This is a genomic window from Catenulispora sp. EB89, assembly GCF_041261445.1.
Classification (GTDB): domain Bacteria; phylum Actinomycetota; class Actinomycetes; order Streptomycetales; family Catenulisporaceae; genus Catenulispora.
In genome coordinates this window covers 156,515-171,180 of record NZ_JBGCCU010000007.1, presented here as the reverse complement: position 1 = coordinate 171,180, position 14,666 = coordinate 156,515, and the positions used below count along the sequence as shown (strand labels likewise).

The window sequence follows — 14,666 nt, the reverse complement described above, 5'->3', positions numbered from 1 at the left end:
GTCCTGTGGGTGCACCGGTTCTGTCTTCTTACAGATTGGTGACGGAGCCCGCGCCGTCAGCAGACCATCAGTCTTCCGATGCAGGATGAAGACGTGATCACTCTGGTTCTGATCGGGCTCGTCGGCGGACTCATCACCGGCATCTCGCCATGCGTCCTGCCGATGCTTCCGGTGCTGTTCTTCACCGGCGGAGCCGTCGGGGCGGAACCGGCAGCCCGTCCCGCACCGCGCCGAGCCAGCCGCCGTCCGTACCTCATCGTCGCGGGACTGGTTCTGAGCTTCAGCGTCTTCACCCTGCTCGGGACGCTGGTGGTGAGCGCGTTGCCGGTACCGAAGGACATCATCCGGTGGGCCGGCCTGGTCGTGCTGGTGCTGCTCGGCATCGCCATGATGTTCCCGCGTGTGGAAGACCTGCTGGAGCGTCCCTTCAACCGCATCCCGCAGCGCCGGGTCGCCGACGAACACGGCGGCTTCGTCCTGGGGCTGGCCCTCGGCACCGTCTACGTGCCCTGTGCCGGCCCGGTGCTCGCGGCCATCACCGTCGCCGGCGCCTCGGGGCGGATCGGGGTCGGGACGGTCGCGCTCACCGTCGCCTTCGCCGTCGGCACCGCGGTGCCGCTGCTGGCGTTCGCGCTGGCCGGCCGGCGGGTGGCCGAGCGGGTGCGGGCGTTCCGCACCAGGCAGCGCGGGGTTCGGATCACGGCCGGGGTCGTCGTCATAGCGCTGGCCGTGGCGCTCACGTTCAACGTCACCGACGCGCTGCAGCGTGCCGTCCCGGACTACACCTCGAACCTGAACGCCGCGCTGGACAAGTCAGGGGCCTCACACGCACTCGCGCCGGCGTCGCCCAAGGCGCTCGCGAACTGCGTGCAGTCGCAGATGACCGCGTTGGGCGACTGCGGCAGGGCGCCGGCGATCTCCGGCATCCAGCAGTGGTACAACACGCCGGCCGGCGCGGCGCTCACTCCGGCTTCGTTGAGCGGCAAGGTCGTCCTGGTCGACTTCTGGGCGTACTCCTGCATCAACTGCCAGCGCGCCATCAAGCACGTGCAGGCCTGGTACTCCGACTACGCCGCCGACGGCCTGGTGGTGATCGGCGTGCAGACGCCCGAGTACACGTTCGAGGCCGACCCCGGCGACGTCGCGGCCGGCGCGAAGCGGCTGGGCATCACGTACCCGGTCGCGCTCGACAGCAAGTACACGACGTGGAACAGCTTCGGCAACGACTCCTGGCCCGCCGACTACCTCATCGACTCCACCGGAGAAGTCCGCTTCGCCTCCGTCGGCGAGGGCGCGTATTCGAACACTGAGTCACCGATCCGCCAACTCCTCACCGCCGCGCACCCCGGCGGCCTGACCCTGCCGCCGGCCACCGACGTCCCCGACACCACGCCTACCGACGCGGCGCAGACCCCTGAGACGTATCTGGGCGCCGAGCGCGCGAACAGCTTCGCGCCGGGCCAGGCCGGCACGTTCCACACCGGGACGCAGTCCTTCGCCTACCCGGCGTCCGTCCCCGACGACGAGTTCGCTCTGACCGGGTCCTGGACGGTGGACTCGCAGTCGCTGACCGCCGGACAAGGTGCCGGCATCCAGCTGAACTTCATGGCCGGCAAGGTGTACCTCGACGTCGGCGGGACCGGCACGATCACCGCCACCGTGGACGGGAAGACCACCAGCTATCCGGTGTCCGGGGCGCCGAACATCTACACCCTCGTCGACCGCTCAGCCCCGGAACGCAGCACCCTGACAGTGACGCTGTCGCCGGGGCTGAGCGCGTACTCGTTCACGTTTGGATAGCGAAGGCAGTCTCTACACGATCGGCGTGAGCTCGAACCCGACCGTCTGGCCGGCAGTGTTCGAGGCCGTCCCGACGATCACACCGCTGTTGTTGATCCCCTCAGCGTTGCGCAGCGTGACCCCGGATCCCGGCGCGATCAGGCCGTTCAGGTCGGCGGCCTGGCCGCTCTGGTAGACGAACGCGTGGCCGTTGCCGCCGGCGCCGACGATCACGCCGCTGTCGTTGATCGCGTGCGCCACCGCGTCCCCGGCGCCGGTGCCGGGGGCGTTGAGGTCGGTGACGGTGCCGTTGGCGAAGAGGACGGCGTGCGCGTCGGTGTCGGCGTTCTCCACATCGGCGCCGACGGCCTGGCCGGCGGAGTTGACCGCCAGCGCCTCGGAGGTGAAGCTGCCAGGCAGCATGCCGAGCGCCTTGACGGTGCCGTTCTGCCACGCGGCGGCCTGGAAGACCGAGGTGCTGCTGTCGGCCTGGCCGACGATCAGGCCCGAGTCGTTGACCGCGATCGGCTCGACGTCGACGCCGCCGCCCGGCAGCGCCGGCAGCCTGGTGACGGTGTTCCCGCTGATCGTGAAGCCGACATCGCCCCGGTTGGAGCCGAACCCGATGATCAGACCGTTGTCGTTGATCGACGTCAACGCGGGCGAGGCGACGAGGTTCTGGAGCCCGACCCTCGCCCCCACATCGGTCGGGGTCGCGCTGCCGGCCCACTCGACCGCGGCCTGGTTGCCGGTGGTGAACGACGTGGCCGTGCCGACGACGGCCTTGCTGTTGTTGATCGCCTCGGGGCTGGAGACGGAGTTGGCGTTCGCGAGATCACCCGGCGACCCGAGGAACACCATCTTCGTGCTACCGGCCGCCAGCAGGAAGCCCTCCTGCACCCTGGCTCCCGTTTCGTCGGCGATGCCGAAGACGTCTCCGTTCTTGGTGATCCCGAACAATTCCGTGCCGGCACCGCCGACGATCGTCAGCTTGTACCGCGGCGTCGTCGCCGCGTGCGCGGGAGCCGCGAACGCGGGGGCCGCGAGCGCCGGGGCTGCGAGCGCCGCCGCGGCGGCCACCGCGGCCAGGCGTATGCGAGTCATCGATGTTCCCTTTCGTGGAGGGGTCGAGCCGCGTGAGTGTGTTCGACCGCGGCTCCGATCTCGTCTCGCTGAGTAATAGGAGCGCGGGTTACTCCACCGAACGCTGCGGCCATCTGTCACTGCGCCTCGCTACTGTCCTGCGCGGTGCAGTCAGGCGCGGCGCAATCGGGCAAGCGGTGGAGGGTTCGTGGAGCAGGTGGGAATCAGGCACCTGACAAGCAGCTCCACGCGTCCGACTCCGAGTACGCCGCGGTCCTGGCCGCGATGGCCCCGCTTCGCGACGGCAGCACGGAGCGCAATGCCCTGATATCGTTCCTGTTCCCGGACCGGCAGGACTGGGTGGACCAGGACGTCCTGCCGGGCCCCAGGGGAGTCGTCTCGCGCGGGGAACGCGCCGCGGCGCTCCTGGCCGGTGCGCTGTCGACCGTCGAGCAGGGCCTGGCCTTCGCGCAGGCGGCGCGGTGCTCGGAGGTCGTCGGCAACCGGACGATGGCGAACGTCCTGGCGGGGTTGGGTACCCGCGCGGTGCCGATGCTCGAACACTGGCTCGACGCCGGCGACGGCTCCAGCGCGGCGGACATCCACGGCCTGCTCGCGCGCATCCCCTGCGACACGGCGTTCGCCCGGCTGCTGGCGGTGGGACCGGACGCGACGCCGCAGCTCATCGCGGCGGCCGAGCGCTTTCCCCGGCGCGGGACGCGGATGCTGGCCGAGGCCGCTCCCAAAGACGCGACGATGCGGTGGACGGTGGCGTACGCGCTGCGGCGCCAGGTCCTCGCCCGGCGGGAGCTGGCCGAGGAGACCATGCCGATGCTGGGAAACGCCGCCCGCGCGCGTATCAAAGCTCTGCTGGAGCTGACCGCCGCCGTCCCCGACGCCGAACCCGACACGCTGCCGGTGCTGCTCGTCAAGCCGCCGTGGGTCATGGGTCAGAAACCTGCGAAGCAGGTGGTGTTCCGGGAGTTAGTGACGTCCGCGGAGAACGAGATGGCCTGGCGGTCCGCGACCTCGCGACCCTGGTCGCGGCCTGGCCGGCCACCGGCGGCGACCCCGGCGTGGAGACCGGCCTGGACGTGCTGACGGAGATCGGCGGTGACACCGCGCTGATCCACCTGCACCTGCCGTCCCGCAAGATCCGCAACCCGGGCCTGCGCGCTCTGGCGGAGCAGCGCGTCCAGACCATCGCCGACGATCTCCAGCTGACCACCGACCAGCTCGGCGACCGCCTGGTCCCGGACTCGGGACTGGATGATCAGGGTTCGATGACGCTGGACTACGGACCGCGGCGCTTCGTGGTCGGCTTCGACGAACAGCTGGCCCCGTACATGCGCGACGAGACCGGCAAGCAGCTGCGGACGCTGCCGAAACCGGGCCCCAAGGACGACCCGGAGCTGGCCGAGGCCGCGTATCGACGCTTCACCGGCATGCGCAAGGACCTGCGCACGCTGGCCGCCGACCAGATCAGGCGCTTCGAGCAACTGGCCCGGCAGACCCACGCCTTCACTCCCGCCGAATGCGACGAACGTGTCGCGACCCGGTTCGCCACCGCCGCGATACCGCCTTACAGGGCCCTGAGTCTCGAACACCACGGCTGGCACCGCGCGCCGGCCGGCTTCGGCGGCCTCATCCACCACCTGCTCCGCGAACTCCCGGACGGCCACACCGTCGTCGCCGATCTGGCGCCGGAGCTGGTGATCTCGGACATCGGCGAGTCCGGCGACCAGAGGATCGTCCGCGTCCGTCTGTGCGAATCCGCCTACGGCTACGAGGATCCGGATGAGGCGCTGTCCTTCGGGCCGCTCGACGCGGTGACGGCTTCGGAGGCGTTGCGGGATCTGATCGGGATCACCTCCGACTGAACCCTGCTACACCTCTACACCTCTATGCCGCTACCTCCAGGTCGATCAGCAGTCCGTCGAGCACGACCGAGGCCCGCCACGCCCGGGTCATGCCGGACGTCGCGGTGGCGCGGACGGCGGCCCGGACCTCGTCGGGTGTCACCCCCGCGCTGAGCGCGCGGCCGACGTGGATACGGAAGCTCTCCTCAAGGGTCTGGTAGATGACGTCGACCGTCACGCAGGCAAGTGCCCGCTCGCGGATGCTGATCCGGGACATGTCGGCGCGCATCCGGGACTGCAGGTCCATGTATTCGGCGAAGCCCGGGTCGATGGCGGTCATCTCGGCGCGCAGCGTCGCGGGCATGGGGCTGCCGGTGCCGTCGGCGTTCACCTGGTGGCGCCGGCCGGTCGGGCCGGGCAGGCCGTGCTCGCGCTCGACCTCGGCCAGGCGCTCCAGGGCGGCGAGCGCCGCCGGGTAGCCGCTGTCGTAGGAGACGAAGCGCAGCAGTTCGCGGAGGTCGTCGGCGTCGAGGCCGGCGTTCAGGGCGGCGTGCACGTGCAGTTCGAACGGCGTCCCGAGGATCTGCTCGCAGACGTCGGCGACTAGGCTGACGATGGTGCGTTCGCGCGGCGGCAGCTGCGCTCCCGACGTGGTGGGCCGGAAGCTCGCGGCGGCCATTTCGGCGAACACCGGGTCGAGTTCTTCCAGCGTGCTCTGGGTGGGCAGGGGCATGGTGACTCCCGTAGGTGAATATCCGTAAGGCTACAGCTGTAGCTCTACGAGAGTAGCCCTACAGGGCGTCGCCTACAATGGGAATCCATGGATGCGACCACTCCGGCGGAAACGGCCGACGACGACGCCGATCCCGCTGCCCCCGCCGCGCCGCGCGGCCGCAACCGGCGCGGCCAGGGCGAGCGGCTGCGCGCCGAGATCATCGACGCGGCGCTGCGTTTGCTGGACGAGCTCACCGACGACGAGGCGCTGTCCATGCGCGCGGTCGCCCGCGAGGTCGGCATCGCCGCGACCTCGGTCTACATCCACTTCGCCGACCGCGACGCGCTGGTGCTGGCCGCGCTCGAGCACTGCCACGCGGACCTGCAGCGCGCGGCGAGCGAGGCGGAGTCGGGCGCCGCCGACGCGGTGGCCGGGCTGCGCGCGCGGGCGATGTTGCTCGGCACTTGGTCGCGTGAGCATCAGGGCCTGTACAAGGTGCTGCACGAGAGCTCGCTCAACCGGCGTACGGACATGTCGTTCAAGGAAGAGATGGCGCTGCGCACGACGGCGGCGATCCGTCGCTGCATGGACGCCGGCCTGGTCCCGCAGGCCGATGCGGAGACCGTCTCTTTTGACCTGCGCACGGCCGTGCACGGTGCGGTCTCGCTGCGCGTCAACCAGCCGGAGCTGCCGTGGCCTCCGTTTGAGGAGCAGCTGGACCGGTTCCTGGTGAAGCTGGTTGGCGTTCCGCCGGTCGGTCAGTAGAACGAGTTGGACGAGCTGGACGAATAGCTGTCGGCGGCGCCAGTCAGGTCTGACGCGAGGGCCCCGAGCAGTGCCAGCCGTTCGGCGTCCGGGCTGCCGGGCTCGGCGCTGCCGACCAGCAGGTACTGCCCGGGGGCGTCCTGGAGCTCAAAGGTCTGATAGGTGAGGGTCAGTCTGCCCGCATCCGGGTGGTCGAAGGTCTTGGTTCTGCCGGCCAGACGGCCGACGTCCTGGCGGCTCCACAGCTCCGCGAACTCCGCGCTCTCGGTCACGAGTCCGTTGATCAGGGCTGGCATGCGGGGGTCGTGGAGGTCGTGGCCGTAGGCGGCACGGAGGGCCGCGACGGTGTCCTGGGCTACGGAAGACCAGTCGACGAAGAGGTCGCGTGCGGCGGGGTCGCAGAACAGCGCATGCACGATGCCGCGCGGGTCGGTGAGCGGCGAGAGCAGGGCGTCGGCGAGGGGGTTCGTGGCGAGGACTTCGAGGCGGCGGTTCACGAGGTAGGCGACGGCGCCGGGGAAGGCGTGCATCAGGCGGAGCAACTCTGGCTTCGGTTCGGACTCGGTCGTGGGCTCGGGCTCAGACGTCGCGGTCGCGGTCGCGGTCGCGATCAAGGTTTCGGTCCTCGGGACCAGGCCGGCCAAGCGGTAGACGTGCCAGCAGGCGTCGGAATCCAGGCACAGCGCCCGCGCGATCGCGTCGACGACCTGGCCGGAAGGATGACGCTCGCGTCCCTGCTCCAGCCGGGCGTAGTAGTCGGCGCTGACGCCGGCCAGGACGGCGACTTCCTCGCGCCGCAACCCGCGCACGCGGCGCCCCTGCGAGGTGGGAAAGCCGACGTCGGCCGGGAGGACGCGCGACCGGCGCGCCAGCAGGAATTCCCCCAGCTCGTTGCCGCTCATGCTGTTGATCGTACGCCGGTGATCCTAGGAGTCGGGCACCTAGGAAGGCCTGTCCTGCCGCTTTCGCCGGAGCAGACTCATCCTTTCGGTAGCGGTCAGCGCACGACGCGACCACCGACGCCCCGAAAGGCAGACCATGTCCCAGCCGTCCACCGAAACCATCTCAAAAGCGGTCCTGATCACCGGGGCCAGCAGCGGAATCGGCGAGGCCACCGCCCGACGGCTCGCCGCCGCGGGCCACCGCGTGGCGCTCGGAGCGCGCCGCACGGACCGGCTCGCCGTCCTCGCCGAGGAGATCGAGGCGGACGGCGGCAGCGCCCTCGCGCACGAGCTGGACGTGACCGACCTCGGCAGCGTGCAGGGGTTCGTCGCGGCCGCGCGCGAGCGGTTCGGGCGCGTCGACGTCCTGGTCAACAACGCGGGCGTCATGCCGTTGTCGCCGCTGGCCGCGCTCCGGGTCGACGAGTGGAACCAGATGATCGACGTGAACCTGCGCGGGGTGCTGCACGGTATCGCGGCCGTCCTGCCGATCATGCAGGAGCAGGGCTCGGGACACGTCGTGAACATCGGCTCGGTCTCCGGCCTGCGGGTCGACCCGACCTCCGCGGTCTACAGCGCCACCAAGTTCGCGGTCCGCGCCCTGTCGGAGGGGCTGCGCCAGGAGAGCCGCGACGTCCGGGTCACGGTGGTCCACCCGGGGCTGACGCGCAGCGAGCTGGCCGCGTCCATCAGCGACGACGGGATCAAGGGCGCGGTGGACGAGATGATGGCGATCGCCATCCCGGCCACCGCGATCGCCGAGGCGATCCGGTACGCCGTTTCGCAGCCTGCTGATGTGGATGTGAACGAGATCGTCGTCCGGCCGACGGCTCAGGGGTGAGGGCGCGCGATGCGGCGGCCGTCGCCGGAAACCGGATGGCTGCCGTAGTCGTGATCCGGCCTGGCAGAATTCAGCCCCATGACGGCTCCGCCCCTGCCGCAAGCGCCCCAGGCGCCGGTACTCGACGTTCCGCCGGAGCGGGATGTGCGGAGGGCCGCCGATGCGGTGCGGCTGATCGTGTCCGGTGCGGTGCTCGTGGCCACGGTGCTGCTCGCAGTGGCGACGCGGTCGTTCGCGCGGCAGGTGCAGCACGGGCTGATCACGGCGGTCGCGGCGCTGCCGGTCGGGGTGCGGGACGTGCTGGTCGCGGTGGTGCAGATCGCCGCGGTGCTCGGGCCGGTGGCGGCCGTCGTGGTGGTGGTCCGGCGGCGGCGCGGCGATGCGCTGCTGCGGGTGCTGCCGGCCGCGGCGCTCGGCGCGCTGCTGGCCGGGGCGCTGGTGCACACGGTCCTGACCCACAGCCGGCCGGCGGAGTGGCCCGCGGTGCTCACCGATCACCGGGCCCTGCTTCCGGTGGGGTGGCCGTCGGCGGTGTACCTGGCGAGCTGCGCTTCTGCCGCCGTGACGGCCGGGCCGTGGCTGTCGCGGCGGTGGCGGCATGCGGTGTGGCAGTCGGTCGCGGGGAGCGTGGTGCTCAGTGCGGCGGCGGCCGCGGTGCTGCCGATGGACGGGGTGGCGGCGTTGGCGATCGGGGGCGTCGCGGCCTCGATCGTGCTGCTGTTCGGCGGGGCGCCGCCGGATCGGCCGGGGCCTCGGGCTGTGGCGAACGCGCTGGTGGCCTGCGGGCTGCCGATCACGGTGCTGCACGAAGTGCCCGCCTCCGATCAGCGGGACAGCGAGGGGATCCGCTACCTCGCCGAGACCACTGAGGGACGCAACTCGGTGCGGGTCCTGGGCCGGGAGGACCACAACCGGGACTTGTTCCACCGGCTGTGGCGGCGCCTGTTGCTGACCGAGCCCGGGGATCTGGCGATCGAGCCGTTGGCGGCTGCCGAGCATGAGCTGGTGATGCTGGTCGCGGCCGGGCACACCGGGGCGCGGGTGGTGGAGCCGGTGACGGCGTTCCCGGTGGCCGGGGGCGGGGCGATGCTGGTCACGGATGATGATTCGCGGGAGCGGGTGCTTTTCGGGGGCGCGGCGGGCGGGGCCTGGTCCGGCTCGTTCGGCGGTTCCTCCGGCGGTTCCTCGGCCGGCCCCGAGGATGCGGCCGGTTCGCCCGACTCCGAGGACGCGGCCCTCACCGACGCCTGGCGCTCGGTCGCGCACCTCCAACAGCACCGCATCGCCCACAGAGCCCTGACACCCGACCACATCCTCGTCGCCCCCGACGGCAGCACCCGGCTGGAGGCCTTCGCCCGCGCCCGCCTGGACGCCTCCCCCACGCAGCTCGGCACCGATCTGGCCGTCCTGCTGGCGACGTCCGGCGCCCGGATCGGGCCCGAACGCGCGGTCGCCTGCGCCCTGGCCGGCCTGGGCCCGGACCGTCTGGCGACGGTGCTGCCTTACCTGCAGACGCTGGCGTTGATAGGGAGCCCGGCCCGGCACGCCGTCGCCGAACACGACCGCGCCGCGGCCCAGGCGGCACGCGCGGCGGCGAAGCACCGGACGCTGCGCGCCGGCGGCGGGCCGAGCCTGCTGCGTGACCTGTCCGCGGCGGTGCGCGAGGCGTGCCATGTCGAGGAGCCGAAGAAGGCGCACCTCGCGCGGCTGACCTGGAAGAAGGCGCTGGCCCTGGTCGGGGCGCTGCTGGTGATCCACCTGATCCTGCCGCAGCTGGCCAACGCCGGGACCGCGACCGCGGCGCTGAAGACGGCGGACTGGTGGTGGGTGCTCGCGGCGGTGCCGATCGTGCTGCTGTCGCAGGTCTTCTCGGCGTTCCTGCAGGCCGGCACGATCCCGGAGCGGCTGCCGTTCCCGCCGAACGTGCTGGTGCAGTTCGCGTCCTCGTTCCTGAACCGCATCACCCCGAACAACGTCGGCGGCATGGCGCTGAACCTCAGGTTCCTGCAGAAAGCGGGCGTCGAGACCGGCTCGGCCACCGCGGCCGTCGGCCTGCAGAGCGTGGCCGGCGCGCTGGCCAGCGGCATCGTGTCAGTGACCTTCTTCGCCTGGACCGGCCAACGCCACTCCGGCGTCCACCTCGGCACGCCCTCCGGCCACTGGCTGCTGCCCGCGATCTGCGCGCTCCTGGTCGCCGCCGGCCTGCTCGCCCTGACCGGCCCCGGCCGCCGCTTCGTCCACGACAAGGTCTGGCACTTCCTGAAAGCGGCCGGCCAAACCGTGGCCGCGGTCGCGACCAGCCCCACCCGCCTCACCGAGATCGCCGGCGGCGCCCTGGGCCTGCCCCTGATCCAGATCAGCGCCCTGGCGATCTGCCTGCACGCCTTCGGCGTCCACATCCCCCTCGGCCAAGTCGGCGCCGTCTACATGGCCTCCCGCATAGTCGCCAGCGCCACCCCCACCCCCGGCGGCCTCGGCGCCCTGGAGGCCGCGCTGATCACGGGCATGACGGCGCTCGGCGCGGCCGCCGGACCGGTGACGTCGGCGGTGCTGGTGTACCGGCTGATCAGCTTCTGGCTGAACATTCCGGTGGGGGCGGTCGCTTTGCAGATCGTGCAGCGGCGGGGGTACGTCTAAAAGCCCCGCTACCGCAAAGCCCCGATGACCGTCCCGCCGACGCCGGCCAGCAGGATGCCGGCGAGCGCCGTGCGCGCGGCTGGGGAGCCGGGGGCGGGGACCTTGAAGAGCCAGATGCCGACGCCGGCGTTCACCAGCAGGCTGAGTTGGGCGATGGTGAAGCCGACGCCGGTGCCTACGCGGGTCACCAGTGCGAGGAGGGCCACGCTGCCGACGCCGAGGAGGAGGCCGGAGGCGAGCAGTGCGGGCAGGTGGCGGCGCGATGGGAGCGTGAGGGCGTTTTCGCGGGCGGCGAGGGCGGCGGCGGCGAGGAACATGCCGATGGCGAGGGGGAAGTTGCCGAGTTGGGATGGGACGTGGGCCCACTGGGCTGGGATGAAGTAGCCGCCCCACAGGATGCCCGCGATGAGCGCGTAGATCATGCCTGATCGGTGGGGTCGCGGCAGCCCGGCGGCGGCGTCGGCGGGCGCGTTTGCGGGCGCAGCGGCGGCAGGCGTCCCGGCCGCGTTCGAACCCTGCGATCCGATGATCAGGAACACCCCCGACAGCACCAGCGCCAGACACCCGCCGAGTAGCGCGTACCGCACCGCCCCGAAGCCCTTGAGCTCGCTGAACAGCAGTGCCCCGAAGATGAACGCGACCACGATGTTCAGCGGCGTCCACGTCCCCGCCGCGCGCGCCAGCCCGATGCGCTCCGTGGCCCGGAACGCGCAGAAGCTGCCGAGCGACCACACCATCCCGCCGACGAGCGGCAGCCAGAACACCTTCCAGCCGAGGGTGAGCTGGCCCGCGCTGCCGCCGACCACCAGGGCGATCGCCGCGAAGACGAGGTTGCCCGCCGTGACGTAGAACGTTCGCGTGGCCTGCTTCGCCCCCGGCACCGCCTGCGCCAGCGGGATCCACGACCCCCACGCCGCCACGATCGTCAGCGACAGCAGCAACGTCGTCATGTCTCGCGCCCGACCATCGACTCCGTGATGCGGCGCAGGCTGTCGATCCGCAGGTCGCCGATGACGCCCTTGAGTGCCGCGACGGTGGCGCCGGCGGCCCGGCCGGCCGCGACTCCGGGTTCGGTGTCCTCGACGACGAGGCAGTCGCCAGGTGCCACGCCGAGCAGATCCGCCGCGCGCAGGTAGCCCGCCGGGTCCGGCTTACCGACCGGTACGTCGTCGGTCGTGATGAGAATGCGAGGGCTGATGTCCGCCGCCGCCAGGCGCAGCTTCGCCAGGCGCTCATCCGCGCTGGTGACGACGGCCCACGGGACGCCGCGCGAGTCCAGGGCCGCGATCAGCTCGGGGGCGCCGTCGGTGGCGGTGACGTCGGCGAGGTCTTCGTACTCCAGCGCCAGCTGGCGGGCCGCGGCCTCGGCGATCGCCGCGGGGTCGGCGTCGAGGAGGATCTTGGCGATGGTGTCGGCCGCCGGGTGGCCGGGGGCGATGGCCAGGGGCAGCGCCGGATCGACGCCGTACTCCTTCGACCAGGCGATCCAGGAGCGGTCGACCGCCGCGTCGGAGTCGACGAGCGTCCCGTCCATGTCGAACAGCACGGCCGCGACGGTCAAGCGGCGGGAACCGTGGATGAGGTGCATGACGTGCATGGGCCACTCCTGACGAGTATTATCCTCGATCACCGAGTTTAAAAGGGGGCGAGCCGGATGACAAGACCGCGTGACGCACGCTGGCCGGGCCCCCTCGCGGTCCTGAGCGAGGTCCGGCGCACGCCGGGCGTCACCCGCGCCGAGGCCGCACGCCGCCTCGGCCTCGGCAGCGGCTCCGCGACGGAGATCACCGCACGCCTGCGCGCCCTCGATCTGCTCGACGAGGTCCCGGCGCCGGCGGTCGGCCGCGGACGCCCGACGACCCGGCTCCTCCCCCACCCGCGCGGCCCGCTCGTCGCCGTCGTCGAGGTGCGCTACGAAGGGTGGCGCTGCGCGCTCGCCGGCATCGACGGCCGGCCGGCCGCGGTCGCCGCCGGACGGCCCGCGCACGACGCCGAACAGCAGGTCGTGCGAGAGATCGCCGACGCGCTGCGGGACCTGAGACAACGCCACGGCCACCGCCTGCGCGCCGTCTCGGTCAGCGTGGCGGCAGCCGTCCGCCACCGCCGGCTCGTCCGCCCCACGATCCTCGGCTGGGACCCGACCGACCTGTCCGGGATCCTCCCCGACGGCGCCGGCGCCACTCCCCTGGTGATCGGCAACGACGCCACGCTCGCGGGCCTCGCCGAGGCGCGCGGCGGCGCCGGCCTCGGCGCCGGTACCGTGCTGCACCTGACCGTCGAGGTCGGCCTCGGCGGCGTACTGGTCATCGACGGCGTCCCGGCCGTCGGCGGCAGCGGCGCCGGCGGCGAGTACGGACACATGCCCTTCGGCGACCGGTCGCGGCGCTGTCCGTGCGGAGCGCGCGGATGCTGGGACAACGAGGTCGATGGCAGGGCCCTGGCTCGCCATCTCGGCGCCGGGACGCCCGACGATCCGCGGGCGTTCGCGCTGGACGTCCTGCAGCGCGCCGAGCACGACGCCGAAGCAGCCGGCGCGGTACGCAAGGTCGCCGACGCACTCGCCACAGGCATCGCAGGGCTCGTCAACGCCCACGACCCGGACGTCGTCACCCTCGGCGGCCTGGCCCCGCTGATCCGAGCGGCCGCGCAGCCCGACTTCGACGCCGCCTACCTCGACGGGCTGATGGAGTTCCGCCGCGCCGACCCGATCCCGCTGCGGGCGGCCTCCCTCGGCGACGACGGCGCGCTGATCGGCGCCGCCGCCGCCGGACTGGACGTGGTGCTGAGCGAATCAGGCCTCGACGACTGGGCCGCGGACCTGGATCCGGACCGGCCGGCTACGACCGGTAGCGGAACGTGATCCGGCCGCGCGTCAGGTCATAAGGACTGAGCTCCACCAACACCCGGTCCTCCGGCATGATCCTGATGTAGTTCTTGCGGATCTTCCCGCTGATGTGCGCGAGCACCTTGTGTCCGTTGTCGAGCTGCACCCGGAAGTTGGCGTTGTACAAGCACTCGATGACAGTGCCCTCAACCTCGATGCCCCGATTCAGTCTTGCCACATCAACTCCATGCTGTTGCTCGTACGGCGCGCGCCGGCGCCTTCTGCCAAAACGATCGCCGCGGTGTCGTCCTCGGCGACGTCGGCCGATGCCAGCCGGAACCCGCGCTCGCGCAGGGCGTCCAGCGCGTGGGCCAGGAGTGCCCGGCCGATGCCGCGGCGCCGGTGATCGGCGTGGACCTCGATGGACGCGATCCGCGCGATGCGCGGCGTCCCGTCGCTGCTCATCAGGGGGATGAGACGGACCAGGCCGACCTCGGAAGCATCAACTTCGGCGCGGTACACGTCGTCACCGCCACCGAAGGTCACGCCGGCGGGAGGCTGCACAGTGATCCGCGCTTCGAGAGGCACCAGATAGTGCCGCTCACGTCGCCGTTCGACGAAGCCGACGCGGCGCCAGTTCTCGGCGGTCGCCGAGTCCTCGGCGTCGAGCACCGTGTAGAGCGGCGCCGGCAGTTCCGCGAGCATGACGGCGGCGAGTTGGTCGAAGACCGTGTCGTGCCACGCGTCGATGCTGATGAACAGCCGTCCGTCGGGACGGCGCGAGGTGTTCCCGCGGCCGACTGTCAGGTCGTCTTCGATAGCGTGCCACTGATCTGCCGCGACCCTCGTGATCACAGGCGTCACGGGGTCGGGAATGAGATGTGCGATGGCGTTCATAGCTGTCGCCTTCCAGGAGTGCCTTGGGGCGCTCCGGCGACAGCTGCGTCAGTCGCCGGCCGTGACCGGCAGGAGGAGCACCCACGTCGAACGAGTGTTCACGGGTACCACCTCCCTTGATGATCTGTCACGGCCTGGAGGAGACGTTACTCGATGCGGTGGCGGTGCGCGTAACTGTTTTTCAGGACCGGTCCTCTCGCGCTCCGCATAGCCTCAGAACTCGTACAACGAGGCTATGACGTGCAGAAGGAGTCGCCATGGGACGGGTTATCCGGTACTCCTGGCTTATGGCAGCGCTAGCGGTCGCCGGATGCTCGTCTTCCGG

At 71.5% G+C, this 14,666-nt stretch carries 14 protein-coding genes; 7 read left to right on the top strand and 7 right to left on the bottom strand.

Annotation, left to right across the window (positions count from 1 at the left end):
- Positions 1 to 93: 93 nt before the first annotated feature.
- Positions 94 to 1,800 (top strand): cytochrome c biogenesis protein CcdA, encoded by a 1,707-nt coding sequence (locus ABH920_RS17355; RefSeq protein ID WP_370350035.1) that lies wholly within the window; start codon positions 94 to 96, stop codon positions 1,798 to 1,800.
- Positions 1,801 to 1,812: 12 nt separating this feature from the next.
- Here ABH920_RS17355 and ABH920_RS17350 read toward each other — a convergent pair whose 3' ends face one another.
- The gene (locus ABH920_RS17350) at positions 1,813 to 2,883 is read right to left on the bottom strand and encodes a hypothetical protein (protein WP_370350034.1); all 1,071 of its coding nucleotides are present in this window, start codon (positions 2,881 to 2,883) and stop codon (positions 1,813 to 1,815) included.
- Positions 2,884 to 3,027: 144 nt separating this feature from the next.
- Here ABH920_RS17350 and ABH920_RS17345 point away from each other — a divergent pair, with 144 nt between their 5' ends.
- A complete protein-coding gene (locus ABH920_RS17345) occupies positions 3,028 to 3,963 on the top strand; it encodes a hypothetical protein (protein ID WP_370350033.1) in 936 nt (311 codons plus the stop codon).
- A complete protein-coding gene (locus tag ABH920_RS17340) occupies positions 3,939 to 4,742 on the top strand; it encodes a DUF4132 domain-containing protein (protein ID WP_370350032.1) in 804 nt (267 codons plus the stop codon). Before ABH920_RS17345 ends, ABH920_RS17340 begins: the two co-directional genes overlap by 25 nt.
- A gap of 22 nt (positions 4,743 to 4,764) precedes the next feature.
- Here the strand turns inward: ABH920_RS17340 and ABH920_RS17335 are convergent, their stop codons facing one another.
- Positions 4,765 to 5,454: a carboxymuconolactone decarboxylase family protein gene (locus ABH920_RS17335; RefSeq protein ID WP_370350031.1), complete on the bottom strand. Its 690-nt coding sequence runs from the start codon at positions 5,452 to 5,454 to the stop codon at positions 4,765 to 4,767.
- A gap of 87 nt (positions 5,455 to 5,541) precedes the next feature.
- Between ABH920_RS17335 and ABH920_RS17330 the strand changes: the two genes are divergently transcribed.
- Positions 5,542 to 6,201 (top strand): TetR/AcrR family transcriptional regulator, encoded by a 660-nt coding sequence (locus ABH920_RS17330; RefSeq protein WP_370350030.1) that lies wholly within the window; start codon positions 5,542 to 5,544, stop codon positions 6,199 to 6,201.
- Here the strand turns inward: ABH920_RS17330 and ABH920_RS17325 are convergent.
- Entirely contained in the window at positions 6,195 to 7,103 is a 909-nt protein-coding gene (locus ABH920_RS17325) for a helix-turn-helix domain-containing protein (protein WP_370350029.1), read from the bottom strand. The genes ABH920_RS17330 and ABH920_RS17325 overlap by 7 nt on opposite strands.
- Before the next feature lie 136 nt (positions 7,104 to 7,239).
- Between ABH920_RS17325 and ABH920_RS17320 the strand changes: the two genes are divergently transcribed.
- Together ABH920_RS17320 and ABH920_RS17315 are read left to right on the top strand one after the other, a co-directional pair.
- Entirely contained in the window at positions 7,240 to 7,983 is a 744-nt protein-coding gene (locus ABH920_RS17320) for an SDR family oxidoreductase (RefSeq protein ID WP_370350028.1), read from the top strand.
- A gap of 78 nt (positions 7,984 to 8,061) precedes the next feature.
- Entirely contained in the window at positions 8,062 to 10,620 is a 2,559-nt protein-coding gene (locus ABH920_RS17315) for a flippase-like domain-containing protein (protein WP_370350027.1), read from the top strand.
- An 8-nt stretch (positions 10,621 to 10,628) separates the two neighbouring features.
- On the opposite strand, the gene ABH920_RS17310 is transcribed toward ABH920_RS17315, so the two are convergent.
- On the bottom strand, positions 10,629 to 11,570 hold the full coding sequence (locus tag ABH920_RS17310; RefSeq protein ID WP_370350026.1) for a GRP family sugar transporter: 942 nt from the start codon (positions 11,568 to 11,570) through the stop codon (positions 10,629 to 10,631).
- Complete coding sequence (locus ABH920_RS17305; protein WP_370350025.1) at positions 11,567 to 12,217, bottom strand: HAD-IA family hydrolase; 651 nt, start codon at positions 12,215 to 12,217, stop codon at positions 11,567 to 11,569. The genes ABH920_RS17310 and ABH920_RS17305 overlap by 4 nt, the downstream gene beginning before the upstream one ends.
- Positions 12,218 to 12,274: 57 nt before the next feature.
- On the opposite strand from ABH920_RS17305, the gene ABH920_RS17300 reads away from it, so the two are divergent.
- The gene (locus ABH920_RS17300) at positions 12,275 to 13,480 is read left to right on the top strand and encodes an ROK family protein (protein WP_370350024.1); all 1,206 of its coding nucleotides are present in this window, start codon (positions 12,275 to 12,277) and stop codon (positions 13,478 to 13,480) included.
- On the opposite strand, the gene infA is transcribed toward ABH920_RS17300, so the two are convergent.
- A complete protein-coding gene (gene infA, locus ABH920_RS17295; protein ID WP_370350023.1) occupies positions 13,458 to 13,682 on the bottom strand; it encodes a translation initiation factor IF-1 in 225 nt (74 codons plus the stop codon). The genes ABH920_RS17300 and infA overlap by 23 nt on opposite strands.
- Entirely contained in the window at positions 13,670 to 14,341 is a 672-nt protein-coding gene (locus ABH920_RS17290; RefSeq protein WP_370350022.1) for an N-acetyltransferase family protein, read from the bottom strand. Before ABH920_RS17290 ends, infA begins: the two co-directional genes overlap by 13 nt.
- Positions 14,342 to 14,666: the final 325 nt, after the last annotated feature.

Excerpts from the sequence above, each read along its gene's own strand:
- ABH920_RS17330 (WP_370350030.1), top strand. The coding sequence starts at position 5,542 with ATGGATGCGACCACTCCGGCGGAAACGGCCGACGACGACGCCGATCCC.
- ABH920_RS17315 (WP_370350027.1), top strand. The coding sequence starts at position 8,062 with ATGACGGCTCCGCCCCTGCCGCAAGCGCCCCAGGCGCCGGTACTCGAC.
- ABH920_RS17335 (WP_370350031.1), bottom strand. The coding sequence starts at position 5,454 with ATGCCCCTGCCCACCCAGAGCACGCTGGAAGAACTCGACCCGGTGTTC.
- ABH920_RS17305 (WP_370350025.1), bottom strand. The coding sequence starts at position 12,217 with ATGCACGTCATGCACCTCATCCACGGTTCCCGCCGCTTGACCGTCGCG.
- ABH920_RS17350 (WP_370350034.1), bottom strand. The coding sequence starts at position 2,883 with ATGACTCGCATACGCCTGGCCGCGGTGGCCGCCGCGGCGGCGCTCGCA.
- ABH920_RS17310 (WP_370350026.1), bottom strand. The coding sequence starts at position 11,570 with ATGACGACGTTGCTGCTGTCGCTGACGATCGTGGCGGCGTGGGGGTCG.
- ABH920_RS17325 (WP_370350029.1), bottom strand. The coding sequence starts at position 7,103 with ATGAGCGGCAACGAGCTGGGGGAATTCCTGCTGGCGCGCCGGTCGCGC.
- ABH920_RS17300 (WP_370350024.1), top strand. The coding sequence starts at position 12,275 with ATGACAAGACCGCGTGACGCACGCTGGCCGGGCCCCCTCGCGGTCCTG.
- ABH920_RS17320 (WP_370350028.1), top strand. The coding sequence starts at position 7,240 with ATGTCCCAGCCGTCCACCGAAACCATCTCAAAAGCGGTCCTGATCACC.
- ABH920_RS17290 (WP_370350022.1), bottom strand. The coding sequence starts at position 14,341 with ATGAACGCCATCGCACATCTCATTCCCGACCCCGTGACGCCTGTGATC.